We start from the raw sequence: 23,942 nt of genomic DNA, 5'->3' as shown, positions 1-23,942 counted from the left end.
TTGCAAATAATCAGACCAAATGTAATAGATTTCGAAGCCTCCGGTTTTGGCTTCGATAGTTATCCCATTGAAGTGGGTGTGGTATTGGGTAACGGGCAAAAATATTGCGCGCTGATCAAACCTGCCAGTGACTGGACGTTTTGGGACGCGCAGGCCGAACGGGTGCATGGCCTTAGTCGAGAGACCTTAATCAGTTATGGAAAGCCCATCGCCCTGGTAGTCAGCGAATTGAATGATTTTTTAGCGGGCAAAACTGTGTATAGCGACGGCTGGGTGGTCGATAAACCGTGGTTATTGCGCTTGTTTTTTCGGTGCGGCGTACAGCCGGGTTTTTATCTCAGCGCGCTGGAAATGATATTGAAAGAAGCGCAAATGGATATCTGGAGCCAAACCAAGCGGCAAGTGATTCAGGATTTGGCCTTGATGCGCCACCGTGCCAGTACCGATGCCTTAATAATTCAGGAAACCTATGCCCGTACCCGGCAATTGATCAGCGGCGGGTTCGCGCCGGCTTGAGGTTGAATTGATTGCCGAAATTCGCCTCTTCGAGTGCAACGAACTTGCCGAAGGTTGATAACTGGCCGTGGCCTTGATAGCCTATGCCGCCGGCCGAAGCTTAGTGAAATATTTGGCCGAAAAGAATAGAGCCAGGGTTGGCGCCAACCCGATAATTATAATAAACGAGAAAATCGAGAGCTCGCATCATGAAACTGGAAACCCAATTTAGCATTCAGCAACTCAAACGTATCAACGTTCAGGGTATTTTGTATATGTGTTCCTGCCCGTCGCAGGTTGGCGGACAAATCGATAGTTTGCGTAAGTTGTTCGATTACCAAGCCAATTGTTCAGAGCGCAGCGGCAGCGAGGTGCAAACCAGGGTACACCAGCGCATCGCCGATGCCACCCAGAAAGCCCATTTGATCATGGAAGAATGCCTGAAAGATGTGCTGGAGCTGGAAGGCTGGGATCCGGAAACCCTGGAAATGCCGGCCGGCCTGCGGACTTTGCTGGAACAAGAAATAGACAGCGAGTAAGCAAGCGCCAGCGCTTCGTTGGCCTAGAGCATGAACTGGATTGGACTTAATATCCAGCTTGATTCAAGTTTGCCTTTTTGATTTTTCCGTATAGCAAGGGTATTGGGCAGTATTGATCATTGCCCGTATTTCTTTTCCAATTCCCGCGATAGTGCTTCGGCTTCCTCGTCGGACATATTTTCCAATTCTCGCAGGCTTTTACCGGTTACTTGTTTTACCGCCGCTGCGCCTTGGCCTTGACTAAGCGCACTGCGAGCTTCCTGAACCAAGCGATTAGCCTCTTCCGTAGTTTGTTTGATCTTGGCGTCGTACAAACGATTCACTTCAGCATCCGATTTGCCTTTGGCTGCCGCACCCAGGTTTTTGCGCTTGCTGTCCAGCATCTCCCGATTGGCTTTGGCATTGGCCTCGTCGACCATTTTTTGCGCCTCGCGGTTTCTGGCTTGTTCGGCGCGTTGCGCGGCCTCGCGCTGTGCTTGTTCTTGTGCCTCCATTTCCGGATCCCAATCCGCCCAAGCGGTGCTGTTAAATGCAATCAAGAATATGATCGTGATAATGCGGTTCATAAGGGCTCTCCTGGCGATGCGGTAGTGGGTCGGCTTAGCGGATTCTCGCCGATCTCTGTAAGAATTATTCTGAGTTAAATCCGCTCCATTGGCTGAGACGGATCGGGTTGGTCAATGTAGCCGTCCCTCCGCAGACCTGTCAACCAAGTATGGGCAGGTTTTCCGGCAGCCATTACCCGTTATAGGTTTATGTCGTATTTCCGGCAATCTTTGTAAGGTTTTGTTGAGATTGTTGGTTTGCAGACAGAGACGAAGCCGCGTTAAACACTAATAGTCCCACGATTGCAAAGGTTTTAGCATTGCCCTATGGCCGGCATGGATGTTGCTCTGGCAAGGCGGGACAACGCCGGTAGCTAAACGTGATTGGTGCTGCAACTCAAATAATAACAATCAAAGGTTTTCAACTGTCCGGAGATTTACTGGTCAGCTTAGCTGCGGGGGCGGCTTTGAAAACCTGCTATTAAAGCTACTGGATCACAACAATCAGCGCCTAACATCGCGCGGTGTCGTCAAGCCAGTCACTTTGATTAGCTATAACGACGACTGGAGTATCCATGATCGAAACCTTTTATGATGTGATGCGCAGGCAAGGCATCACCCGCCGCAGTTTTCTGAAGTTTTGCAGTTTGACTGCTGCCTCGCTCGGCTTGAGCCCGGCTTTCGCACCGAAAATCGCCCATGCGATGGAAACCAAACCCCGCATCCCAGTGCTATGGTTGCATGGATTGGAGTGCACTTGCTGCTCGGAGTCCTTCATCCGCTCCGGCCATCCCTTGGCTAAAGACGTGATTTTATCCATGCTATCGCTGGATTACGACGACACCATCATGGCTGCCGCCGGTCATAACGCCGAAGCCATCGTCACCGAGATTGTCGAAAAATACAAAGGCAATTACATCCTGGCCGTGGAAGGCAATCCGCCGCTGGCCGAAGACGGTATGTATTGCATCATCGGCGGCAAGCCCTTCGTCGAGCAACTCAAATACGCCGCAGAAAGCTGTAAAGCCATCATCTCTTGGGGCTCTTGCGCCTCCTGGGGTTGCGTACAAGCCGCCAAACCCAATCCAACTCGCGCCACACCCGTACACAAAGTGCCGGGCTTGGCAGACAAGCCCATCATCAAAGTCCCTGGCTGTCCGCCGATTGCCGAAGTGATGACAGCGGTAGTGGCGTATTTATTGACTTTCGACAAGCTGCCCACTCTGGATAAACAGGGTCGGCCACAAATGTTCTACAGCCAGCGCATTCACGACAAATGCTATAGACGGCCACATTTTGATGCCGGCCAGTTCGTCGAACAATGGGACGATGAAGCCGCGCGCCAGGGCCATTGTCTTTACAAAATGGGTTGCAAAGGGCCAACCACCTATAACGCCTGCTCCACGGTCAAATGGAACGAAGGCACCTCGTTTCCGATTCAATCCGGTCATGGCTGTATCGGCTGTTCCGAAGACGGTTTCTGGGATAAAGGCAGTTTTTACGATCGCCTCACCGGTATTAACCAATTTGGTATCGAAGCCAATGCTGATGTCGTGGGTGGCACCGCCGCCGCGATAGTAGGTGCCGGCGTTGCCGCGCATGCTGGTTTGACGGCCTTGAGTCGCGCCAAACAAGCCGGGGATAAACAACCAGGAGCGCAGCAATAATGACAGTCCGAAACACACCCAACGGTTTTAATTTGAACGACGCCGGCCGCCGTGTTGTGGTTGATCCGGTTACCCGCATCGAAGGCCACATGCGCTGCGAAGTCAATATCGACGACGACAACATCATCCGTAACGCCATCTCCAGCGGCACCATGTGGCGCGGGCTGGAAGTGATTTTAAAAGGCCGCGATCCACGCGATGCCTGGGCCTTTGTGCAACGTATCTGTGGCGTTTGCACCGGCACCCACGCACTAACCTCGGTGCGTGCGGTCGAAAATGCCTTGAAAATCAAGATCCCGGAAAACGCCAACTCGATCCGCAATATCATGCAGCTTAGTTTGCAAGCGCACGATCACTTGGTGCATTTCTATCACTTGCATGCCTTGGATTGGGTCAATCCGGTCAATGCCTTGAAGGCCGATCCGGTGGCGACCTCAGCCTTGCAACAACAGATTTCGCCAAGCAACCCCAAATCCTCACCGGGCTATTTCCGCGATACGCAAAACCGGCTGAAAAAATTTGTCGAATCCGGCCAGCTTGGCCCATTCAAGAACGGCTATTGGACCAACCCGGCTTATCTATTGCCGCCGGAAGCCGATTTGCTGGCCGTGACCCATTACCTGGAAGCACTGGATTTTCAAAAAGACATCATGAAAATCCGTACCATCTTCGGCGGCAAAGACCCGCATCCGAACTGGCTGGTCGGCGGCGTGCCGTGCGCGATCAATCTGGATGGCGTCGGTGCGGTTGGCGCGGTGAACATGGAGCGTTTGAACCTGATTTCTTCGATCATCGACCGCACCATTACCTTTATCGACCAGGTTTACATTCCTGATCTGCTGGCCATCGCCCAGTTCTACAAAGGCTGGCTGTATGGTGGCGGTTTGTCCGGCGCCAGCATGCTGTCTTACGGCGACATCCCGGACAAGGCCAACGACTATTCGGCGGCCAATCTGTTGATGCCGCGTGGTGCGATCATTAATGGCGACCTGACTAAAGTCCACGAAGTCGATCTGACCGACCCCGAGCAAATCAAGGAATACGTGCCGCACTCCTGGTACAAATATCCTGACGAGGCGTTGGGATTGCATCCTTGGGACGGCATCACCGAACCGAACTACAAAATCGGCGCTAAAACCAAGGGCGACCGCACCAACATTCAGGAACTGGACGAAAGCGCCAAATATTCCTGGATCAAAGCCCCGCGCTGGCGCGGCCATGCGATGGAAGTTGGGCCTCTGGCGCGCTATGTGATTGGTTATGCGCAAGGCAACAAAGAGATTACCGAGCAGATCAATTTTGTGCTGAAAACCCTGGATGTACCGGTCATCGCCTTGTTCTCGACTTTGGGCAGAACCGCCGCGCGCGGCCTGGAAGCGCAATGGGCCGCCGGCAAGATGCGGTATTTCATGGACAAGCTGATGACCAATCTCAAAGCCGGCGATCTCAGCACCGCCAACGTCGAGCGCTGGGATCCGGAAACTTGGCCGAGCAGCGTCAAAGGCGTTGGCTTTACCGAAGCGCCGCGCGGAGCTTTGGGTCATTGGCTGAAGATCGAAGACACCAAAATCGCCAACTACCAATGTGTGGTGCCAACCACCTGGAACGGTTCGCCGCGTGACGAGCAAGGCAATATCGGCGCCTTCGAGGCTTCGTTGATGAACACCAAAGTCGAGGTGCCGGACGAACCAGTGGAAATTTTGCGCACGCTGCATAGTTTCGATCCGTGTCTGGCCTGCTCGACGCATGTGATCAGCCCCGACGGTACCGAATTAACCCGCGTCCAAGTCAGATAAGGAATAGCCATGAAAAATTTGTTTTCGATTCTGTTTCTGCTGGTGCTGGCCGGCAATGCCCATGCGCACAGTCATCCCGGTATCGACAGCCTAACGCACGCCCTCGAACATATGTTTTTGCTGCAAGGCCTATCTATGCCTTACGCCATGGGTGGAAGCCTGTTGCTGCTGGTACTGGCTGTGGTAGCGGTCTGCTGGGCTAGCCGGCGGCGGAGACCTTTATGAGCGCGCCGCTGGCACCGGTTTATGTTTACGAACTGCCGGTCAGGCTCTGGCATGCCCTCAATGCACTGGCGATTACGGTGTTGGCGATCAGCGGTTATTTGATCGCATCGCCGCTGCCTTCACCTGTTGGCGAAGCGAGCGAGCATTATCTGATGGGCTATATCCGCTTTGCGCATTTTGCCGCGGGCTATGTATTGGTGATTGGCTTACTGGGGCGCTTGTACTGGGCGTTTGCCGGTAATGAGCATGCTCGGCAAATTTTTCTGCCACCGCTCTGGCAAGCGCATTTCTGGGACGGTGTCCTGCAAGAAGTGTTGTGGTACGCGTTTTTGACCAAGTCACCGCGCCACTATATCGGCCACAACCCTCTGGCCATTTTGGCAATGCATTTCGTGTTGGTGTGGGGCTCTCTTTTCATGATCCTCACCGGTTTTGCCTTGTATGGCGAAGGCGAGGGGCAGGGTAGTTGGCAATACACGTTGTTCAGCAGTTGGCTGCTACCGCTGTTCGGCGATAGCCAAACCGTGCATACCTGGCATCACCTGGTGATGTGGTTCATCGTCTGCTTCGTGCTGATTCATATCTATGTCGCGGTGCGCGAAGACAAATTGTCCGGGCAAAGCATGCTGTCCACCATAGTGAATGGTTGGCGCACTTTTAAGGACGACAAGCCGGTGGACGATGCGCATTAAGTTTGTAGGGTGGGCACGGTTTTGGTGCCCACGCGGAACCGAACGGTGGGCACTTGACTGTGCCCAAGCTACGTTTGTCTAAGCGGGTCATGACAAATACTCCATCCAACATCCTACTACTCGGCATCGGCAACCTTTTGTGGGCCGACGAAGGCTTTGGCGTGCGTGTGGTCGAGCATCTGCAAAAGCACTACCGTTTCCCGGATAACGTGCAGGTGGTGGACGGCGGGACGCAAGGCGTGTATCTGATCGAGCATGTGCAGGCGGCGGATGTATTGGTGGTGTTCGATGCGGTCGATTACGGTCTACCGCCGGCCACTATCAAGCGCGTGGAAAACGACGAGGTACCCAATTTTCTGGGTGCCAAGAAAATGAGTCTGCATCAAACCGGCTTTCAGGAAGTATTGGCGTTGGCGCAGATGCTGGGTCAATACCCGCAGCATCTTTTGCTAATTGGCGTACAGCCGGAAGAACTGGAAGATTACGGCGGCAGTCTGCGGCCCGCCATCAAGGCACAGATTCAACCGGCTATCGATATGGCTTTAGCGTATCTACAAGACTTTGGCGTGAGTGCGGAGTGTGTGGATCTGACTGGCGAGTTAGCCGATCCAATCATGAATATCCAACGCTACGAACAAGAACGCCCCTCGCCCGACCAAGCCTGCCGCTTGGGTGACGAACGCATCGTATTATCCGCTGCATTCGAAGTGAAACCGCCCCCCGCTTCCGACCTGCCCAGTTTGCAAGTCGATGTCGATTATCGGGGCAAATACTGATGTGCATCGGCATCCCGATGCAAGTCATCGAGCCGCGTGGCAATGCCGCTCTGTGCGAGTATCGCGGCCAAGCCACCCTGATCGACATGATGTTGGTCGGCGAACAAGCCGCCGGCACCTGGTTGCTGGTGTTTTTGGATGCGGCGCGGGAAGTCATCTCCGCAGAACGCGCCGCGCAAATTGCCGATGCCTTGGAAGCCATGCGCTTAGCCATGCAAGGCGAAACCAACTTCGATCATTTATTTGCAGATCTGGTCGACCGCGAACCCGAATTGCCGGAGTTTTTAAGAACATGAGTACAGCTTTACTGGAACAACTGCAAACCCGTCACGGCCTGCCGCTGCTGGATGCCGACGCTTACGATTTGTTCGTACACGGCCATGACACAGTTGTACTGTTCTTTGCCAACGATCCGCTGATGTTTCCGGAAAGCCACGACGTCGCAGTGATTTTGCCGGAGTTGTTGAAAGCTTTTGCAGGGCGCTTACAGGGTGCGCTCATTGATAAATCCATCGAACGGGAGTTGCAAGCCAGATTTCGCTTCACCAGTTGGCCGTCCCTGGTGTTTTTGCGCGGCGGTGAGTATCTTGGCGTGATTACCGGGATCAAGGACTGGGCGGAATACGGGCAGGAATTTGCCAGGATTTTAGCCGCCGAGCCGGGGCAGCCGCCGGGGTTTGATCTTGCGAAAGTTTGTGGTGTTGGGCATGCTTAGCTTTCAAAACGTGTAGGTTGGGTTAGCTCGATAAGAGCGTAACCCAACATTTCGAAGCCCAAAGTCTGTTTATGGCTAGCGTGCTTCATGGTCGAGGATTAAATTCTCATCAGCTCTTTAACAATTTGGTGTCGCTATCGCGACGGCTGATTTAAAGTCGGGTCTCGGCCTGACAGCCGAGATACTTTCTTTTGCTTGGCCAAAAGAAAGTATCCAAAGAAAAGGCCACCCGGTATTCCGCCAATTTCCTGCGCTTCTCGCTTTTGGCGAGGGTTTTCGGAAGGGGCTTCCCAGCCCCTCCGAAAACGAGCGGCATCCCTGCCCGCTCCCCTGCGGGCTAATCTCGCCAAAAGCTCCGATGCTCGGGGCGGAATAACGGGGACAGTCCACTCCAACGGTTATTGCGTGTAGCAAAGGTTTTTTCGTAGGCGGGTTGAAATGGTAGTGTAAACCCAGTTTTGGCCTATATTGCTGGGTATCGCTTTGCTCTCCCCATCCTAAGCACTCAAAAGAACCAATGAAATCAGTTATTCAATTTCTGGTAATCCTAGCAACATTGGCCGGCATGATTATTCTGGCTTTATTGGCGAAATCAACGGACGAAGCTAATACTAACGCTAGTGTCATCTATGGTGTTCTTGCCATATTGGTCGTTGCTGCTTTGGTGTTGTTATTTCGTTGGGATAAGAAACGCATTCAAGACGAAGAACTCGAATTGCAGCGACGTGTAGATGCAAGAATCAAGGCAGAGTTAAATTACAAGCAACCCGTCGAATTCTATGCGAAACCGACTCAATTTGTATTCTTAGCATTTATGTTGATCTTGAGCTTCGGGGCGATCTATTTTGGCGCTTATTTACTCATCGATTTACCGGTAACAAATTGGCTCGTTGGATCAAGTTTTTTGTCTGGCGGCATAGTATTTAGTATCGCATTGATTGTGTCTGGAAAACGACTGATTGGCCGACCGGTTATTAGCTTGGATATACGTGGCCTAGCGCATTTTCGGTTTGGCTTCATCCCTTGGAGTGAAGTGAATGAAATTTTTCTCCAGACTGTAACAATAAAAGGAAATGAGGTGTTCTTTTTGAAGATTGGAACGAGGAATAATGAGTTTTATCAGACTCGGCTTCCTCGTTGGTTACGAGTATTTCATAAAATGGAACCAGGTGGACTGTCCCTAGCTTTGCCGCTTTCAAAAGAGAATGCTCATGTAGTTGAGGGTATTGCAGATGCTTATGCGGAGTATGCCGGTGCGCCAACTTTGGGAAATATCATTTCAAGAAAATTAGCCGAAGAAATATCTACCCTACAAACAGGGCAGCAAAGGATGCAGCGATTGCAAGATCTAATGAAAGAAAGCTCTCAAGATTTTATAAATCGGCGTCAGGCTATTTCCAGAGCTTATATTGTTTCCGCCATGATCTTGATATTAGGCGTTATCGGCATTTGCGCTGGAGCGTGGATCACAAGTAAATGAACCGAGTATGGTGGTCAATTTTGCCCACCATTGACCTAGGCTCGTTTTCCCTCGTGGGCACGAAAAAGCTGGCCCCCTTCAGTTTTCGAGATTCATTTTAAATTTTGGGACGGTTTTCTCCCGTTATTCCGCCCCGAGCATCGCAGCTTTTGGCGAGATTAGCCCAATAGGGGAGCGGCAGGGATGCCGCTCGTTTTCGGAGGGCCAGGGATGGCCCTTCCGAAAACCCTCGCCAAAAGTGAGAAGCGCAGGATTAACGCGTAATTCCGGGTGGCCTTTTCTTTGAATACTTTCTTTTGGCCACGCAAAAGAAAGTATTTCGGCTGTCGGGCCGAGACCCGACATGCAAAACCAGCCTCGCGATAGCGACACCAAATAAAACAAACACCTCTTAATTCAGCAAACAACCAAAACATGACCAGCATATCTCTCCCTATTTTCGGCCAAGGCAGCCAACCCGCCGAGGAAGACGGCGTCGAACTCGACTATCTGGCGATGCCGGAAGAAATGGCCACCTATCGGATGCCGACGATTTCGGTGGACTTGAACGCGGCTGATCTGGCACAGGCCAAAACCGTGTTGCAGCAACTGGAACAGGATTTGGCAACGTACCCGGCAAACAGCCAAACCATAGATTTGATAACTCTGGACCAAACCAATCGCCAGTTCGTGGACGAACTGCTCGGCGAAGGCGAAGTCAGCATGCTGTGTGGCGGTGCGCAAACAGTGCGGATTCAGGAATCGGTGTTGGCTGGCGTCTGGCGCTCGCAGCGTCTGGACGGGCAAAAACAGATCGTCACCGATACTTTGGAAGTCGGCATCATCCCGCAAGTCATCTTGCAAACCGCATTCGCCGATGCCGCCGTTCAAATCGACGCCGACATGAGCGCATTGCCGGACGGGGTAATGAACGCGCCACCACTGCTGGCGGAATTGAATGCCAAGATCGCCGAGTATCAACCCGGCGCCGAAGCGCATATCATCAACCTGAGTTTGCTGCCGCAAACCGAGCAAGATTTGGCGTTTCTGGAACAGCGCTTGGGCAGGGGCGCGGTGACGATTTTGTCGCGCGGTTACGGTAACTGCCGGATCGACGCCACGGCGACCCGTAATGTCTGGTGGGTGCGATATTTTAATTCTCAGGACACGTTGATTCTGAATACGCTGGAAGTCAGCGAGGTACCGAATGTGGCGTGCGCGTCGGCGGAAGACATTGCCGACAGCCACCAGCGTTTGCAGGAAATTTTGCAGGTGTATTTGTGAGCGAAGGCTTTTTTGCCGGGGCATACGGCGGCGATGCTTCGCGCTTGCCTGCCGAGGCCAAGCTGGAATGCAAGATTTGCTGGCATGTCTACGATCCGGCTGAGGGCGATACCGTTTGGCAAGTGCCGCCCGGCACTGCCTTTGTCGATTTGCCCGACCATTGGAGTTGCCCCCAATGCGGCGCGTCGAAGCAGGGCTTTTTGGTGCTGGACGACTAAGTATGTACTGGCAGGATGGTGAGCAGATTCGGCAAACGCTGGAAGCCGTGTTTAACAATATCCTGACCACAAGGATGCGCGACATGCCGGTGCTGAATTCGGCATTGGCGGTACGAGCCCTGGGATTTAACCGATACAACGCCGATTGGGTGGGCGTATTGATTACGCCTTGGTTTATGAACGTATTACTGCTGCCTGGCCTGGATAGTCAGTGGCCAACGCAAGCGCCAGGAACCAAGTTTGACCAGGCTTTTCCGTACGGCAGTTTCGAATTTGTTGTCGCTGACGAAGGGCAATTGGGGCGCTACGCGCAATGTTCGCTATTTTCGCCGATGTTTCAATTTGCCGATCAGGCGGCGGCCGTGGCTGCGGCGGAAAGTGCTTTGCACGCTTTGCTAGCCGCTCCCGCGCCGCGAGCGATCAGTCGCCGTGATTTGCTGCGCGGCAATCTGGCAAGACCTTAAGTGACGCCGGCTGGCGAGATTCATATCGAGCTGACGCATCAAGCCGGCCAGGTCGGTGCGGTGAAAATAGGCTCGACCCGGCCCGAAGCGGCGCGGGTGTTGATCGGCAAAATGCCGGAGCAGGTGTTGAGCATGGTGCCGCTGTTGTTTTCCTTATGCGGTAATGCCCAGGCTTACGCGGCTTTACAGGCTTGCCGCGCTGCGATGGGGATTCCTGCCGAGCCGGAAGCCGACGCGGCCAGGGAATGTTTGGTGCAACTGGAAACCGTGCGTGAACATGCCTGGCGAATATTGCTGGATTGGCCGGGCTTGCTGGGCGGGGCGGCAGATAAAGATACCGTTGCCGGGTTATTGAAGCTGGATAGACAGTTCAAATCCTGCCTGTTCGGTGACACCGAGGCGTTTAAGCTGGATAGTCGTTTGCAGATTGACGCCGTGCGTCTGCAAGGCTTACTGGATGAGTTGACGGGCTTGATTGATCGAGCCATTTTTGCTGGCGGGCAAAATCGCTTTCTGGCTCTGACTGACGAAGGGCAATTGCAAGACTGGCTGGATGGCAACATGGCGTTGGCGGCACAACTGTTGAACACGCTGTACCAACGAAAGTGGCAGGCTCTGGGGAATAGCCATGTGGCGGGTTTGCCGAGCTTGGGCCCGGCTGAACTGAACAGGCAGATGCAAAACACGGATCTATCGGCGTTTTGCCGGATGCCGCAGTGGCAGGGGCAGTGTTGCGAATCGACGCCATTGAGTCGTCAGCAAAGCGGGCCTTTGCTCGCGGATTTGCATAGCCGCTACGGCAATGGTTTGCTACCGCGATTTGTTGCCGTGTTATTGGAAGTGGCTGCTATCCCGCACGGATTAAAACCATCGCTTGGAACGATGTCGGCCTATGCCGCCGATGGCATCGGTCTGGCGCAAGTGCAAGCCGCGCGGGGCTTATTGATCCATCGCCTGGCCTTGCGCCAGGGCAGGGTGTACGATTACCGCATAGTGGCACCGACCGAATGGAATTTTCACCCCGATGGCGTGCTGGCCCAAGGTTTAAAGTCTTTGCAGGCCGCCGATGCGGATGGCTTGCGGCAGCGGGCGGAATGGCTGATCAACGCTGTCGATCCCTGTGTGCAATACCGGCTGGCGTTAGTCCCGGAAAATTGAATTTATCAGAGCAATCATCATGCACGAAATGTCGCTCTGCGAGAGCGTGTTACAGATCATCGAACAACAGGCCAAGGCCCAGCAATTCGCCAAAGTCAAAACCGTGTGGCTGGAGATTGGCGCCTTGTCCGGCGTGGAGGCGGATGCGATGCATTTTAGTTTTGAAGTGGTGATGCAAGGCTCGCTGGCTGATCAGGCCAAGCTGGAGATTATCGAAGTGCCGGGCCTGGCTTGGTGCATGCCCTGCGGCTGTGAGGTGTTGGTGCAACAGTTATACGACGAGTGCCCGCACTGCGGCAGTCATCAATTACAGATCGTCGATGGCGATCAAATGCGAATTAAAGAATTGGAGGTAGAGTAATGTGCGGCGTATGCGGCTGCGGCGAGGGCCATATCCACTCGCACGACGAACCACACGATCACGAGCATGCTCATGAGCACAGCCATGACCATGGACATCACCATCATCACGAACATAGTGCGGAACACTCGCACGCGCCGGGTTTGACTCAGGCGCGGATGGTGCAGATCGAACAGGACATTCTGGCGAAAAATAACCGCTATGCCGACGAAAACCGCCGTTATTTTAGTGAGCGCGGCATGTTGGCTTTAAACCTGGTGTCCAGTCCCGGTTCCGGCAAAACCACGCTGCTGACCGAAACCATTCTGCGATTGAAAGACGAGTTAAGCATCGCGGTGATCGAAGGCGACCAACAAACCGCTCGCGATGCCGACCGCATTCGCGCTACCGGCGTACCTGCCTTGCAAATCAATACCGGCAAGGGCTGTCATCTGGATGCGCACCGGGTCGGTCATGGCCTGGAAAGTTTGAATCTACCCGAGCATAGCCTGCTGTTTATCGAAAACGTCGGTAACTTGGTGTGCCCATCGGCTTTTGACTTGGGTGAAGCGCATAAAGTGGTGATCCTGTCGGTCACCGAGGGCGAAGACAAGCCGATCAAATACCCGGATATGTTTCATGCCGCCGATTTGATGATCTTAAACAAAACCGATTTGCTGCCTTACCTGGACTTCGATAGCGCGCAATGTATCCAGTACGCGAAACAAGTTAACCCGCGCATCAAGGTCTTGTCGCTATCGGCCAAAACCGGCGAAGGCATGGACAACTGGCTGACCTGGCTGCGTGCCGAGATGGCTTTGCAGCGGATAGCGTATGCTTAATCAACCCTACCGCCACTTTTAATACCGCTATGTGCCTAGCCCTGCCTGCCCAAATTACCGATATCGATTTTGCCACGCAGATGGCAACCGCCAGCGTGGACGGCGTGAAGGTCGAAGTGTCGCTGGCTTTGGTGGATGATGTGAAAGTCGGTGATTACGTGCTGGTGCATGTGGGGTACGCGCTGAACAAGATCGACGAGGACGAAGCCCTGAAAACCTTGGCATTGTTTGCCGAAGCGGGGCTAACCGCATCATGAAGTACATCGACGAATTCCGTCAGCATGATGTAGCAAAGCAATTGGCGCAGGTCATTGCCCAAACCGTTAATCCAGATCGGCATTACCGGCTAATGGAGTTTTGCGGCGGCCATACCCATGCAATTTTTCGTTATGGCGTGCAGGATTTAATGCCGAGCAATGTCGAGTTCATTCACGGCCCCGGCTGCCCGGTGTGTGTGCTGCCGACGGGACGCATCGACAACGCGATTCAATTGGTCGAACAGCACGACGTAATCCTCTGCACTTACGCCGATCTGATGCGGGTGCCGGGTGGCGGCAGGCAAAGTCTGCTCAAAGCCAAGGCGGCCGGCGGCGATATTCGCATGGTTTATTCCACCCAAGACGCCTTGAAAATCGCCCGGGATAATCCGGACCGGCAAGTGGTGTTTTTTGCGATTGGCTTTGAAACCACCACCCCGCCGACTGCGGTTGCCATTAAACAGGTACAGGCCGAAGGGCTGACTAATTTCTCGGTGTTTTGTAATCATGTGTTAACGCCGGCAGCGATGCAGGCCATTCTGGATGCGCCGGAGCCGGTGTCTATCGACGCTTTTCTCGGGCCCTCCCATGTGAGCAGCGTGATCGGCAGTAAACCCTACGAGACCTTCTCTGAACATTACGCCAAACCCATCGTCATCGCCGGTTTCGAGCCGCTGGATGTGATGCAGTCGTCCTTGATGCTGATTCGGCAATTGAACGATGGCCGGCATGAAGTGGAAAACGAATACAGCCGGGCGGTGACGCGCGACGGCAACATTAAAGCCCAAGCCTTGATGGCGGAGGTGTTTGAGCTGCGTCCGCAATTTGAATGGCGCGGTTTGGGTTTGATTCCGAACAGTGCGTTAAAACTGCAATCGGCTTATGCCCAGTTCGATGCCGAACAGCGCTTCCAGATGCCGGCTATCAAAGCCAGCGATGTGAAAGGCTGCGAATGCCCATCCATCCTGCGCGGCGCGAAAAAACCGCAAGATTGCAAATTGCTGGGTACGGTCTGCACGCCGGAAAACCCGATGGGCTCGTGCATGGTGTCGTCTGAAGGTGCGTGTGCGGCGTATTGGAGTTACGGTCGGCTGCGGCAAGCGTAGCGGTAAAAAGGTGGACACCGATAAAGTGTCCACCTGGATCACCTCGACTTAAAGCGGGGTGAGTAAACTGGGCTTATTTATAGATTTCTGCGGCAGCGGCTTTTAGTTTGGCGTCATTGCCTTGCATCGGTTTCATCATCTCGTTTTTAGAGGCTTTTGCGCCGGCGACCAATTCGTCAGCGGTTTTGAATTTGGCTTTCAAAGCGTCAACAGCCGGAGCCACAGAACCGTTATGGCAACCTTTACAGGTATCGGCTTCGCCAGCTGCGGAAAGAGAAGGTATTAAAGCAACAGAAGCAATCGCCAGCAGTGCAAAAATTTTAGTTTTCATTGTAAGTTTCCTCGTGATTGTAATTATTTTTACTCAGCGTTAGACGCACGATACTTTTCTACAGCAGTATCCTGCGTCTACCGATGGTGCAGATGATTTTTTATCACCGGCGGGAGTTTTCTATCACAGCCTGAAATGCGAAGCAAACTCTACGAGGGAATTGATTGACGGCAGGGTTTAATCGACTGGATCGGCAAACGGATTGACAATCAAAAGCTGGTCTTGGATCAGCTGGCCGTGTTGTAAATCTTCTGAATACAATGGGGTGCATCCAGCGAGCAGGGCAGCGGCAACGATTAAGCTGTCGTACATCGAAAAACTGAAACGTTCGGCGATGTCCAGGCCTTGTTCGTGTATTTCTAAGGTGAGCGGGATGATTTGGCAAACGGTTTTAACGACCTGCAAAGCTTCGCGGATCTCTGGGTATGACATTTTGAATTTGCGTTTGGCGACCGACGTAAACTCATTTAGTACCTGCACGCTGATGAAAGCGCCGGTTTGCAGAATGTCTTCGGCTCGATCAGCTTTGTCGGTGTCCGCAGAAAAAACATACAGTAAAACATTGGTATCGATGAATGTTTTAGCGGTTTTCATTCGCTTCCAAACGATCAAATTTAAAATCCGCCGGCATGCGGCCGCGGAATTTACGCAATCTGCTCAGAAGCTCTTGATTGCTGACTTTTTTGTCGATTTCGAAAGCACGCTCACCGGTTACCTGAATCTCGATGTCGTCGCCTTCCTTAAGTTGCAAGGCTTCGACCACCGCAGCAGGCAAGCGGACGGCTAAACTATTACCCCATTTGGCGATTTGCACGACTACCTCCTAAAAGTTTTAAGGATAAACGACTTAGATTGTATATCCGTATAAGGGAGATCTTCCACATGAAATTGTTTACATAACGAGACCTAAACCGTGCCAGAGCGCTATGCAATTCCTTTAAATCTAAAATCCGGTCATGTCGATCTCAGTCACGGTGGCGGCGGTCGCTCCATGGCGCAGTTGATCGACGAGCTGTTCATCAAGCATTTTGATAACGAGCTGCTGCGTCAGCATAACGATCAGGCCTTATTCAAGGTACCGGCTGGGCGACTGGCGATCAGCACCGACGGACATGTCATTTCGCCTTTGTTTTTTCCGGGGGGAGACATCGGTTCCTTGGCTGTGCACGGCACGCTGAACGATGTGGCAATGGCCGGCGCCAAACCCTTGTATCTGGCGGCAGGCTTTATCCTGGAAGAGGGTTTGCCACTGGCTGATCTGGAAAAAATCGTCATCAGCATGGCCGCTGCCGCGAGGGCGGCCGGTACGCCGATTGTCACCGGCGACACTAAGGTGGTGGAACGCGGCAAGGGCGACGGTGTGTTTATTACCACGACCGGTGTGGGACTGGTGCCGGAGGGGGTGACTATCTCCGGCGACCGAGCTGAGCCCGGTTGCGCGATTTTAGTTAGCGGCTCGATTGGCGATCACGGTGTGGCGATCATGGCCAGTCGCGAGAATCTGCAATTTCAGACCACTATCGTTTCCGATTCAGTGGCCTTGCATGGTTTGGTCGCCGATCTGGTGGCAACCGCACCAGCGGCCTTACGCTGCTTGCGCGACCCGACACGCGGCGGGCTGGCGACGGCTTTAAACGAGTTGGCTAAACAGTCTGGCGTGGGGATGGTGATCGACGAAGCCAAAATCCCGGTCAAACCCGAAGTCAAAGCTGCCTGCGAAATCCTCGGCCTCGATCCCTTATATGTCGCCAACGAAGGTAAATTGGTGTGCATTTGCGACGCCGCTGCCGCCGACGACTTGTTGGCTGCGATGCGACAGCATCCGCTGGGCCAGGATGCGGCTATCATCGGCGAAGTCATAGCAGACCAGCATGGCTTCGTACAAATGACCACGGCTTTTGGCGGGCGGCGCATCGTCGATTGGCCGGTCGGCGAGCAGTTACCGCGCATCTGCTGATGCCCGGCAAGGCGATCCGCGTTCGCGGCATAGTGCAGGGCGTTGGTTTTCGTCCGGCGATCTGGCATTTGGCCCGGCAGCACGGTTTGACTGGCTCGGTTTGGAACGACGGCGAAGGGGTGATGATTCATGCCTTCGGTGACGCGCAAGATCTGAGCAACTTTGTCCAACAAATTGCCCTGCAGCTGCCACCTTTAGCGCGCCTGGATCGTTTGGAAATCGATGAATTATTGGGCATCGCGCCTGATGAATTTACGATTGTGGCTAGTCATCATAATGGCATCGATACCCCCATCGCCGCCGATGCGGCGACTTGTCCGGATTGTCTGGCCGAAATAGCCGATCCGCACAATCGCCGCTATCGCTATCCCTTCACCAATTGCACCCATTGTGGCCCGCGTTTATCGATTGTACGCAGCGTGCCTTACGACCGCCAAAACACCAGCATGGCGGCGTTTCCCATGTGTCCGCAGTGTCAACAGGAATACAACGATCCATCCGACCGGCGCTTTCACGCGCAGGCAAATTGCTGCCCAGTGTGTGGGCCGAATTTGTGGCTGGAGGATCATCAAGGGCAGACTTTGGCAAAAGATGAACCGATTGGCCGTACCGCCGAATTGATCCGCCAAGGTTATATTGTCGCCATCAAAGGACTGGGAGGCTTTCATCTTGCTTGCGACGCGAGCAATGCTGAGGCTGTCGATAGACTCAGGCAGCGAAAGCGCCGCTATGCCAAACCGTTTGCGATGATGGCAAGGGAAGAGGCTGTGGTTAGTCGTTATGCCTCCATCGGTCCTCAGGAACTGTCAGCCTTGCAGCATCGCGCTGCGCCGATTGTGCTGTTGTCAGCGCAAGGCGATCAACTTCCGCCCGGTATCGCGCCGGATGACGACAAGCTCGGTTTCATGCTGCCTTATACGCCCTTACATACCCTTCTGATGCAAGCACTCGAGGCCCCCATCGTGTTGACCTCAGGTAATATTTCCGACGAACCGCAGTGTACTGCTAACGCGCTAGCGCGGGATAGGCTGGCAGGCATCGCCGATTTTTGGCTATTGCATGACCGCGACATTGTCAATCGCCTGGATGATTCGGTAGTGCGCTTGATGGACGGCCAGATGCGTATGTTGCGGAGGGGGCGAGGCTTCAGTCCGGAGGCTTTGCGATTGCCGCCTGGATTTGCTGAGTCCGACAACATTCTGGCGATGGGTGCGGAATTAAAAAATAGTTTTTGCTTACTGAAAAACGGCCAAGCCATCGTCAGCCAGCATATCGGCGATTTGGAAAATGCCGTCGTGCAGCAGGATTACCGGCAAGCCATCGATTTGTACAGAAAACTAAACGATTTTCGTCCGAATCAGATCGTTGTCGATGAGCATCCCGGCTATCTGTCGACCCAATATGGAAAGACTTTGGCGGCGACCGAGGCGATCGAACTTGTCAGTGTTCAGCATCATCACGCCCATTTGGCGGCTTGCCTGGCGGAACACAGTGTGGGCTTGGATGCGCCGCCGGTATTAGCGGCAATTTTCGATGGCCTGGGTATGGGCGAAAACGGCGAGTGGTGGGGGGGCGAGTTTTTGTTCGGCGATTACCGCAGATGCACGCGGCTGGGGCATTTTCAACCCATCGCAATGCTGGGTGGTACGCAAGCGATGCGCGAGCCTTGGCGGAATACTTATGCGCAATTGCGGCATTATTTTGACTGGCAAACTTTGGCACGCGATTATGCGGATTTGGACATCATGCAATTGTTGGTCGGCAAACCTTTGGCGACGCTGGATAGGATGCTGGCAAAAAATCTCAACTCGCCGCTCAGCAGCTCCTGCGGTCGCTGGTTCGATGCCTTAGCGGCTGCATTAGGCTTGCATGCCGAGCGGGTCGATTATGAAGGTCAGGCTGCCATTGCGTTGGAAGTTTTGGCCGCGCCGGTATTTGCCGAAGAGCAAGCCTACCCGCAAGCCTGGGCTATAGGCTGCGGTCTCGACAAGTCGGTGTTAAGTTGGCAAGGCCTATGGCTAGCGGTGCTGGACGATCTTAAACACGGCACCGACAAGCCCCGCATCGCCGCCCGCATCCATCACAGCCTGGTTGCCGCAACCGTCGAGATGCTGAATAGGTTGAGTGGTCAAACCGGGGTGAATAGTATCGTTTTAAGCGGTGGCGTATTTCAAAACCGCTTGTTGCTGGAAGCGGTTAGCAATCAATTGCGCCAGCACGGTAAAGCCGTATTGTCGCCGCAACGCTATCCGATGAATGATGGTGGTTTGGCCCTGGGCCAGGCGGTGATTGCGGGGGTATCGAAAAGTTAATAAAAGAGCCTATTCTTTCCACTAAATCTGTTTCTCAAACACTATCTCAAACTTGCCATAGCGCTGCAAAATCGCCGGCAACAACAATAGATTCAACACGGTCGAAGAAGCCAAGCCGCCGATGATGATCGCCGCCATCGGCCCCATGATTTCCCGGCCCGGATTATCGCTGCCTATGGCGATAGGCAGCATCGCTAACGCTGTGACCAGTGCTGTCATCAGAATGGCCGGCAGGCGTTCCTGGGCGCCGCGGATCAACGTCACTGTCGACCAAACCTGGCCTTCCAGTTCAATCAAATGCCGGTAATGGGAGATCAGCATGATGCAGTTGCGTACGGTGATGCCGAACAAGGTGATAAAGCCGACGAAGGAGCCGACCGATAGTGTGGCGTCGGTGATCACGACTGCTGCCACGCCGCCCAATAAGGCAAACGGCAGGTTCAGCAAAGTCAGCAGCATGTGCCGCAGGCTACCCAGTGCGATAAACACGAAAATCAGCACACCGGCACCGGCCAGCAGGGCGTGGATAATCAATGTCTCCCTGGCTTTGGCCTGTTCCAGCGCTGCGCCGATAAATTCCGGATAACTGCCGTCGCGCCAGTTCATCTCGTTTTGTACCCGCTGTTTCAGTTCCGCCATAAAGGCATCCATGTCCCGGTCTTTTACCTTGCAGGTGACGGTCTGGATACGTTGCGCGCCCTGATGCAGGATGTTGTAACGGCCTTCGCCGTGGCGAATTTCGGCCACTTCGCCGAGCAGTACCCGCTGGCCTTCGCTGTTTTTCAACGGCAACTGCGCCAGATAATCCGGCTGGCTGCGCCATTCCGGCGCCAGCGCCACCGCGACATTGAAAATCCGGTTGCCTTGCAGATGCTTGCCCACGATGCGGCCTTCGTAAGCGGTTTGCAATGCTGTCATCACTTGCGCCGGGCTGATGCCGCGAAATTTTAACTGCTCCAGATTCAACTCGACTTGTAGTAAGGCCGTTGCCGGCGGCGAACGCAGTTGCACGTCTTCCGCGTCGGAAATTGTATTGATCAGAGCGGCAAGTTGTTGGGCTTTACGGTCCAGTTCGGCCAGATCGTTGCCGTAGATATTCACTACCACCGGCGCGGTATAGCCGGAAATGGTTTCATCTACCCGCTCCGTCAAAAAGGTATTGGCTTCGAAATTGATACCGGGGAATCGTTCCAAAATATCGCGCAAGCTGTCCAGCACCTGCTGCTGTTCTTGGCCGGATAATGGCTTTAAGCGCACTTCGTATTCGCTGTAATGGCTGCCATAAGTGTCGGCGCCGCGCTCGGCGCGGCCGGCCCATTGCGAGACCGACTCGACGCCGTTAATAGCCATGATTTGCTCGGTGAGCAAACTGCCGACGCGGATGGATTCCTGCAACGATGTTCCCGGCACGCTGGCGGTGTGGACGATGAAATGACCCTCGCGGAGTTCCGGCAGAAACTTATGATCCAAACGCAGAAAAGCGGCGACGCCGATCAGGCAAGCAATCGCGCCTACCGCCGCCACGGTTTTGAAGTGCCTGATAGCCCACAGCAATTGACGGGCGTATAGCGGTTTAAGACGCCGCAATACGGGCGGATCGCTGTCGTCCGGTAGCTTGTTACGAAACAGCAAATGGCACAACGCCGGGGTTAGCGTTAGTGCCACCAGCAGCGACATCAAAATTGCCAGGATATAGGACACGCCCAGCGGTGCGAACAGTCGGCCGCTGACACCGTCCAGCGTCAGCAATGGTACGAACACCAAGGCGACGATGAAACTAGCGTAAACCACTGAGCTGCGTACTTCCATTGAGGCGTGGTAAATCACCGTTTCGGCGCTATCCGGGAAGATTTTTAAACGGTTTTCGCGCAGGCGTCTAAAGATGTTCTCAGTATCGATGATGGCGTCGTCCACCACTTCGCCCAAGGCAATCGCCAACCCGCCCAGCACCATGATATTTAAGTTGACGCCGGATTCCAGCAGCACCAGCGCGGCAGTCAGCAGCGACAGAGGTATAGCGGTGGCGGCGATAAAGGCGCTACGCAGATTAAATAAAAACACATACAGCACCGCCATCACGAACAGGCCGCCGATCAGTAAATGTCCGGACAAATTATGCACGGAGGTTTCGATGTAATCGGCCGGCCGGAACAAATGAGAATAGAAATCCACGGACTGCTGTTTGAAAATTGGCTGAAATTCCTCCAACACGCCTTCCACCTGTCTCGACACCGACAATGTATTGGCGCCGTACTGGCCGATCACCATCATCACTATGCCGGGCTTACCCATAATCTGTGCCGCGCCGATGGGTGGCTCGGGGCCGTAACCGATCTGCGCGACGTCGCCCAAGGTCACGTTCATGCCGTCCTGGCGTTTGACGATCAGGTGTTTGAATTGTTCGGGATTGGCAGGCTGGCCGCTGATTTGCAGCGTAAAACGCTGATTAGCGTTTTCGATGAAGCCGGCGCCGTTCATTTCCGCCGCACCGGCTGCCGCATTGACGATGTCGTCTATCGATAGATTGAAGCGCTGTAAGGCCGCCGGTTGCAACTGCACTTGCAGCTGTTGAATATCGCCGCCGAATACATTTACATCGGCCACGCCCGGCACCGCCAGCAGGCGTGGCACCAAACTCCAATCCACCAAGCTTCGCAGTTCCATCAGAGTCTTACCGTCCGAATGCATACCTATGGTCAATACCGTGGCCGACGAAGACGATAGCGGTACCGCTACCGGCATACCCACGCCGGCCGGCAAACGTTGGCCTAGACTGTTCAGGCGTTCGCTGACCAATTGCCGATTGCGATATACATCGCTGTGTTCGTTAAACGTCGCGGTAACGATGGACAAGCCCTGGATAGACTGAGAACGTAAGGTTTGCAGACCAATCAAGCCGCTGATACTGTTCTCGATTTGCTGGGTAACCAGCACTTCCACTTGCTCGGCAGCCAGGCCAGGCGCTTCGGTTTGGATGATGACTTGTTTGGGCGAGAACTCCGGGAAAATATCCAGGCCGGCGTTGGTCAGGCGGTAAATTCCGTAAGCGAATAGCAGTAGCGCCAAGGCGACGACGATGCCGGAATAACGAATGGAAAAACGGACCAGAAGTGCGAGCATGAGCGACGAAAGGGGTTAAATAGCGAGCTATTGTGCCTTGTCGGTCAGGTTTGGTCCATGTTGATGCGCTGCCTCCCTGGTTATACTGGTAGGGCGAAGCGCAAGCTCTGAGGCGTTTTCCAAGAGGAATGATGCTTAAAAGACCGCCTCCGCACTAGCGGCGGAGGTGAGCGTTATAGATTTTTTTAGAATTAGGAAAGCGATTTTCTGCGAGATATGGCGATGAAGCTCAATAATGCCGAACCCATTAAACCAAACGCCGCCGGCACAGGAACTGGGGTTGTGGTGGTTAATAGTCTGAACTGTCCATCCCACTTTTCCGGGCCTGTGAAATTCAAGCGAAAGCTATGCAGGTTGGCAAATACTGCCGGATCAGTAAAATTGCTGAAACTGATCAGGTAATTATTGTTGCTGGTAAAGGTTTGGGTACCGGAGCTTGAGCTGCCGTTGGCTACCATTTCCACATTTACGCCAAGATCGATTGTCAGCACTTCCAGCAGGATAGCGTTGCCGTGAGCGGTTAAATCAAGTGGATCGAAATTCCACAGAATGGAGGCGCCACCGGCTGAACGTCCGTCATTCGATATGATCAACTGGTTACCGCCGGAAACGATTTCCGTGGTATTGGCTAAACGGGTTCCCGAGGCTTCGGCGATAAAGGTTCTCGTGGCATTGCTTAGGTCGGTGCCGGTAAGCGCCGATACCGTATCGCTGGAAGACCCTGCGCTACCGCCGTCGTCGAATACGGTTTGAGAATGGCTGAAATTATCAATCGTCAATATACCTGCTTGGCTTTGGCCGGATAGCGTTAAGCCCAGGCTTAGCAGCAAAGGTGCGAGGTTTTTCTGCAAATGTTTGGCATTCATGTGGATTATCCGTGATCAGAATTGAAGTTTGGAAATCGGAAGATTTTGGTGGCCGGTGTTAAACTGCAACTGCTTTTCGGCGTCTGCCGCTCGTAATGCCCAAAGCGCCTATGATTAATAAAGCGGTTATGGAAGGTTCCGGGACCGTGGATAGCTTGCTGAAGTCAGCGTCCCAAGCAGCATTGGTGCCCCGCAATTTCAGCTCCAGACTGTTCAGATTCTTGAACGCCGTGGGATTCGAGAATTGTGAGAAATCGAATCTAATTGTGCTCGGTGACCCGATTGCTACGCTGGCTAAATTCTGAAAACTTAACATCGACGTACCGTTGGCGATCATTTGAATTTGGTAGGTGGCGTCGCTAGATTCCGTGGTAAGGACTAGCGCGTTCGCGAAAGCCGTGAAGTCGATGGCATCGAAATTGTAAAACACACTGGCGGTGCCGGTTGAATTGCTGCTGTTACCGACGGTCAACAAGCCCTCTTCCACAAAAATTCTGGTGGTACCGCCTGGGGTAGGGCTGGAATTCAATGTCCGTTGCAAATTGCTTAGACCTGAACCGGATACGTTAACTGGGCCGTTGACTGTGTTAGTGGTGGATTGAAGGTTGGCAAAATTATCGATCAATGTTGCCGACTCAGCGGCTTGAGTGAATAGGGCTAAAATCAGGATTAATCCGGATAAGCGCATTTTCGGCATTACAGAGTTCATGTCGATTCCTTTTTGGCAGTGGCTGAGAGATAAATATTTCGCGTGCAAGCAATTGGTTTGCATAGTGCG

General features: G+C 53.6%; 27 protein-coding genes. 20 read left to right on the top strand and 7 right to left on the bottom strand.

Annotated elements, in window-relative coordinates; translation table 11 throughout:
* Nucleotides 1-516, top strand: a complete 516-nt coding sequence (locus tag A1332_RS02820) for a hypothetical protein (protein WP_064007049.1) — start codon at nt 1-3, stop codon at nt 514-516.
* Nucleotides 517-704: 188 nt separating this feature from the next.
* On the top strand, nt 705-1,034 hold the full coding sequence (locus A1332_RS02815) for a hypothetical protein (protein WP_197491376.1): 330 nt from the start codon (nt 705-707) through the stop codon (nt 1,032-1,034).
* Nucleotides 1,035-1,150: 116 nt separating this feature from the next.
* Here A1332_RS02815 and A1332_RS02810 read toward each other — a convergent pair whose 3' ends face one another.
* A complete protein-coding gene (locus A1332_RS02810) occupies nt 1,151-1,600 on the bottom strand; it encodes a hypothetical protein (RefSeq protein WP_064007048.1) in 450 nt (149 codons plus the stop codon).
* A gap of 554 nt (nt 1,601-2,154) precedes the next feature.
* On the opposite strand from A1332_RS02810, the gene A1332_RS02805 reads away from it, so the two are divergent.
* The 16 genes from A1332_RS02805 (at nt 2,155) to hypD (ending at nt 14,578) form a co-directional block, all read left to right on the top strand.
* On the top strand, nt 2,155-3,246 hold the full coding sequence (locus A1332_RS02805) for a hydrogenase small subunit (protein WP_197491375.1): 1,092 nt from the start codon (nt 2,155-2,157) through the stop codon (nt 3,244-3,246).
* Entirely contained in the window at nt 3,246-5,042 is a 1,797-nt protein-coding gene (locus A1332_RS02800) for a nickel-dependent hydrogenase large subunit (RefSeq protein ID WP_064007047.1), read from the top strand. Before A1332_RS02805 ends, A1332_RS02800 begins: the two co-directional genes overlap by 1 nt.
* A gap of 9 nt (nt 5,043-5,051) precedes the next feature.
* A complete protein-coding gene (locus A1332_RS02795; RefSeq protein WP_064007046.1) occupies nt 5,052-5,267 on the top strand; it encodes a hypothetical protein in 216 nt (71 codons plus the stop codon).
* The gene (cybH, locus tag A1332_RS02790) at nt 5,264-5,959 is read left to right on the top strand and encodes a Ni/Fe-hydrogenase, b-type cytochrome subunit (protein WP_064007045.1); all 696 of its coding nucleotides are present in this window, start codon (nt 5,264-5,266) and stop codon (nt 5,957-5,959) included. The genes A1332_RS02795 and cybH overlap by 4 nt, the downstream gene beginning before the upstream one ends.
* Before the next feature lie 89 nt (nt 5,960-6,048).
* Nucleotides 6,049-6,735 carry a HyaD/HybD family hydrogenase maturation endopeptidase gene (locus A1332_RS02785; protein ID WP_064007044.1) on the top strand — a complete coding sequence of 229 codons (687 nt, stop codon included), beginning with the start codon at nt 6,049-6,051 and terminating at the stop codon, nt 6,733-6,735.
* Nucleotides 6,735-7,031, top strand: coding sequence for a HypC/HybG/HupF family hydrogenase formation chaperone (locus A1332_RS02780; protein ID WP_064007043.1), 297 nt, complete (start codon nt 6,735-6,737; stop codon nt 7,029-7,031). The genes A1332_RS02785 and A1332_RS02780 overlap by 1 nt, the downstream gene beginning before the upstream one ends.
* On the top strand, nt 7,028-7,450 hold the full coding sequence (locus tag A1332_RS02775) for a hydrogenase (protein ID WP_064007042.1): 423 nt from the start codon (nt 7,028-7,030) through the stop codon (nt 7,448-7,450). The genes A1332_RS02780 and A1332_RS02775 overlap by 4 nt, the downstream gene beginning before the upstream one ends.
* A 517-nt stretch (nt 7,451-7,967) precedes the next feature.
* Entirely contained in the window at nt 7,968-8,930 is a 963-nt protein-coding gene (locus A1332_RS02770; RefSeq protein ID WP_064007041.1) for a hypothetical protein, read from the top strand.
* A gap of 414 nt (nt 8,931-9,344) precedes the next feature.
* Entirely contained in the window at nt 9,345-10,193 is an 849-nt protein-coding gene (locus tag A1332_RS02760; RefSeq protein ID WP_064007039.1) for a hydrogenase expression/formation protein, read from the top strand.
* Complete coding sequence (locus A1332_RS02755) at nt 10,190-10,411, top strand: rubredoxin (protein ID WP_064007038.1); 222 nt, start codon at nt 10,190-10,192, stop codon at nt 10,409-10,411. Before A1332_RS02760 ends, A1332_RS02755 begins: the two co-directional genes overlap by 4 nt.
* A gap of 2 nt (nt 10,412-10,413) precedes the next feature.
* Complete coding sequence (gene hybE, locus A1332_RS02750; RefSeq protein ID WP_064007037.1) at nt 10,414-10,875, top strand: [NiFe]-hydrogenase assembly chaperone HybE; 462 nt, start codon at nt 10,414-10,416, stop codon at nt 10,873-10,875.
* A complete protein-coding gene (locus A1332_RS02745) occupies nt 10,876-12,033 on the top strand; it encodes a hypothetical protein (protein ID WP_064007036.1) in 1,158 nt (385 codons plus the stop codon).
* Nucleotides 12,034-12,052: 19 nt separating this feature from the next.
* Nucleotides 12,053-12,394 (top strand): hydrogenase maturation nickel metallochaperone HypA, encoded by a 342-nt coding sequence (hypA, locus tag A1332_RS02740; RefSeq protein WP_064007035.1) that lies wholly within the window; start codon nt 12,053-12,055, stop codon nt 12,392-12,394.
* A complete protein-coding gene (gene hypB, locus A1332_RS02735; RefSeq protein ID WP_064007034.1) occupies nt 12,394-13,215 on the top strand; it encodes a hydrogenase nickel incorporation protein HypB in 822 nt (273 codons plus the stop codon). Before hypA ends, hypB begins: the two co-directional genes overlap by 1 nt.
* Nucleotides 13,216-13,244: 29 nt before the next feature.
* Nucleotides 13,245-13,472, top strand: coding sequence for a HypC/HybG/HupF family hydrogenase formation chaperone (locus A1332_RS02730; protein WP_020483413.1), 228 nt, complete (start codon nt 13,245-13,247; stop codon nt 13,470-13,472).
* Nucleotides 13,469-14,578 carry a hydrogenase formation protein HypD gene (gene hypD / locus A1332_RS02725; protein ID WP_064007033.1) on the top strand — a complete coding sequence of 370 codons (1,110 nt, stop codon included), beginning with the start codon at nt 13,469-13,471 and terminating at the stop codon, nt 14,576-14,578. Before A1332_RS02730 ends, hypD begins: the two co-directional genes overlap by 4 nt.
* A 73-nt stretch (nt 14,579-14,651) precedes the next feature.
* Here the strand turns inward: hypD and A1332_RS02720 are convergent, their stop codons facing one another.
* The 3 genes from A1332_RS02720 to A1332_RS02710 all read right to left on the bottom strand — a co-directional run bounded on the left by A1332_RS02720 (nt 14,652) and on the right by A1332_RS02710 (nt 15,723).
* A complete protein-coding gene (locus A1332_RS02720; RefSeq protein ID WP_064007032.1) occupies nt 14,652-14,909 on the bottom strand; it encodes a hypothetical protein in 258 nt (85 codons plus the stop codon).
* A gap of 177 nt (nt 14,910-15,086) precedes the next feature.
* Complete coding sequence (locus tag A1332_RS02715) at nt 15,087-15,503, bottom strand: PIN domain-containing protein (RefSeq protein ID WP_064007031.1); 417 nt, start codon at nt 15,501-15,503, stop codon at nt 15,087-15,089.
* Entirely contained in the window at nt 15,490-15,723 is a 234-nt protein-coding gene (locus tag A1332_RS02710) for an AbrB/MazE/SpoVT family DNA-binding domain-containing protein (protein ID WP_064007030.1), read from the bottom strand. The genes A1332_RS02715 and A1332_RS02710 overlap by 14 nt, the downstream gene beginning before the upstream one ends.
* 99 nt (nt 15,724-15,822) lie before the next feature.
* On the opposite strand from A1332_RS02710, the gene hypE reads away from it, so the two are divergent.
* Both hypE and hypF read left to right on the top strand, forming a co-directional pair.
* On the top strand, nt 15,823-16,866 hold the full coding sequence (hypE, locus tag A1332_RS02705) for a hydrogenase expression/formation protein HypE (RefSeq protein WP_064007029.1): 1,044 nt from the start codon (nt 15,823-15,825) through the stop codon (nt 16,864-16,866).
* Complete coding sequence (gene hypF, locus A1332_RS02700) at nt 16,866-19,178, top strand: carbamoyltransferase HypF (protein ID WP_064007028.1); 2,313 nt, start codon at nt 16,866-16,868, stop codon at nt 19,176-19,178. The genes hypE and hypF overlap by 1 nt, the downstream gene beginning before the upstream one ends.
* 21 nt (nt 19,179-19,199) lie before the next feature.
* Here hypF and A1332_RS02695 read toward each other — a convergent pair whose 3' ends face one another.
* From A1332_RS02695 to A1332_RS02685, 3 genes are all read right to left on the bottom strand, one after another.
* A complete protein-coding gene (locus tag A1332_RS02695) occupies nt 19,200-22,298 on the bottom strand; it encodes an efflux RND transporter permease subunit (RefSeq protein WP_064007027.1) in 3,099 nt (1,032 codons plus the stop codon).
* Between the two features lie 191 nt (nt 22,299-22,489).
* The gene (locus A1332_RS02690) at nt 22,490-23,164 is read right to left on the bottom strand and encodes a hypothetical protein (RefSeq protein ID WP_064007026.1); all 675 of its coding nucleotides are present in this window, start codon (nt 23,162-23,164) and stop codon (nt 22,490-22,492) included.
* A gap of 58 nt (nt 23,165-23,222) precedes the next feature.
* The gene (locus tag A1332_RS02685) at nt 23,223-23,873 is read right to left on the bottom strand and encodes a PEP-CTERM sorting domain-containing protein (protein ID WP_197491374.1); all 651 of its coding nucleotides are present in this window, start codon (nt 23,871-23,873) and stop codon (nt 23,223-23,225) included.
* Nucleotides 23,874-23,942 lie beyond the last annotated feature (69 nt).

Origin of the sequence: Methylomonas methanica (assembly GCF_001644035.1) — a bacterium.
Classification (GTDB): domain Bacteria; phylum Pseudomonadota; class Gammaproteobacteria; order Methylococcales; family Methylomonadaceae; genus Methylomonas; species Methylomonas methanica_A.
Note: the sequence above shows the minus strand (reverse complement) of the source record. Positions and strands in the feature narration are given on the sequence as shown.